Origin of the sequence: Streptomyces sp. NPDC097595, assembly GCF_044761525.1 — a bacterium.
In the GTDB taxonomy this organism is placed as follows: Bacteria; Actinomycetota; Actinomycetes; order Streptomycetales; family Streptomycetaceae; genus Streptomyces; species Streptomyces drozdowiczii_A.
The window spans coordinates 1-1,458 of record NZ_JBIWCN010000041.1 but is presented as its reverse complement, the minus strand read 5'-3'; the positions used below and the strand labels follow the sequence as shown (position 1 = coordinate 1,458).

1 protein-coding gene is annotated in these 1,458 nt (G+C 68.7%); it reads left to right on the top strand.

All coding sequences use genetic code 11. The features are described 5' to 3' along the window. The first annotated feature begins 253 nt into the window (after positions 1-253). Complete coding sequence (locus tag ACIQZN_RS34910; RefSeq protein ID WP_404002739.1) at positions 254-1,441, top strand: IS110 family transposase; 1,188 nt, start codon at positions 254-256, stop codon at positions 1,439-1,441. The last annotated feature ends 17 nt before the right edge of the window (positions 1,442-1,458 follow it).

Genomic DNA, 1,458 nt, shown 5'->3' with positions numbered 1-1,458 from the left:
GCCACTGACATTGATGCTGATACTCAGGTCCCGGTGGTCGTGGCTCTGCCACTGACTGACGCCCTGCTGGGCTGTCTTCCCGCTGTTCTGTCCGGCCGCCGGGACCTGTTCTCATGGCTCCGGCCGGGCGGAACATGACCTGATAGGAGCTTGGCCAGAAGCCCCCTCAATGTCCTGTCTGCGCCACCCGGCCGGCGCCTACCTTCGGCTGGAAGGCATCATCAGCATGACATCAGAGGTCCCAGGGCAAACCATGGACCAGGACGTGTTCGGAGGGGTCGACTCCCACGCCGACACCATCCACGTCGCGGTCATCGGCGACAACGGCGGCCACCTCGCAGACGCCGAGTTCGCCACCACCACCGCCGGATACGCCGCGGCCCTCGCGTTCCTGGACGCCCACGGCCACGTCATCGCCATCGGCGTGGAGGGCACCGCCTCCTACGGTGCCGGATTCACCCGTGCCGCCCGCTCCCACGGACACCGCGTCGTCGAGGTGAACCGGCCCGACCGGGCCGAACGCCGCCGCATCGGCAAGTCGGACCCCATCGACGCCTACGCAGCAGCCCGCGCGGCCTTCTCCGGACGGGCCTCCAGCTCACCCAAGGACGACACCGTCGCCGGCATACGCGCCCTGCACAACGCCGCCCGCTCCGCAGTCAAGGCCCGCACCGCCGCCCTGAACCAGATCACCCACATCCTCTTCGCCGCACCCGAGAGCATCCGCGCCAAGTACGGACGGCTCACGGGAACAGACCGCACCGACGCTCTGGCCCGGCTGCGACCGGCCGGGGACACCGTGCACGTCGCGGTCCTCACCGCCCTGAAAAACCTCGCCCGACGCGTCAAAGAACTGACCGCCGAGCACACAGCCCTGACCAGAGCCCTCGACAGCGAGGCCACCGCCTTGAACCCCGGCCTGCGGGCCGCCCACGGAGTCGGCCCCGACACCGCCGCCCAGCTGCTGATCACTGCCGGAGGCAACCCCGAGCGCATGCGGACCGAAGCGTCCTTCGCAGCCCTCTGCGGAGCCGCACCTGTCCCCGCCTCCAGCGGCAGAACCAACCGCCACCGTCTCTCACGAGGCGGGGACCGGGCAGCCAACGCCGCCCTCTACCGCATCGCCCTGGTCCGCATGTCCAGCGACCCCCGCACCCGCGAATACGTCGCCAGGCAGACCACCGCCGGCCGGACGAAGAAAGACATCATCCGACTGCTGAAACGGGCCATCTCCCGGGAGATCTTCCGCTGCCTGACCACCGTGGTCACCGTCCCCGGCATCGCCGATCTGCGACCCCTGCGACAGGCCAAGAACATCACCCTCACGGCCGTCGCCCAGCACTTCGGAGTCTGGCCCACCGCCATCTCCAGGCTCGAAAGAGGACTCAGCAGGAACGACGACCTCACTCACGCCTACCGTGAATGGCTCCAAGCCGCTTGACAGCAATAGGAGCATCA

Excerpts from the sequence above, each read along its gene's own strand:
- ACIQZN_RS34910 (WP_404002739.1), top strand. The coding sequence starts at position 254 with ATGGACCAGGACGTGTTCGGAGGGGTCGACTCCCACGCCGACACCATC.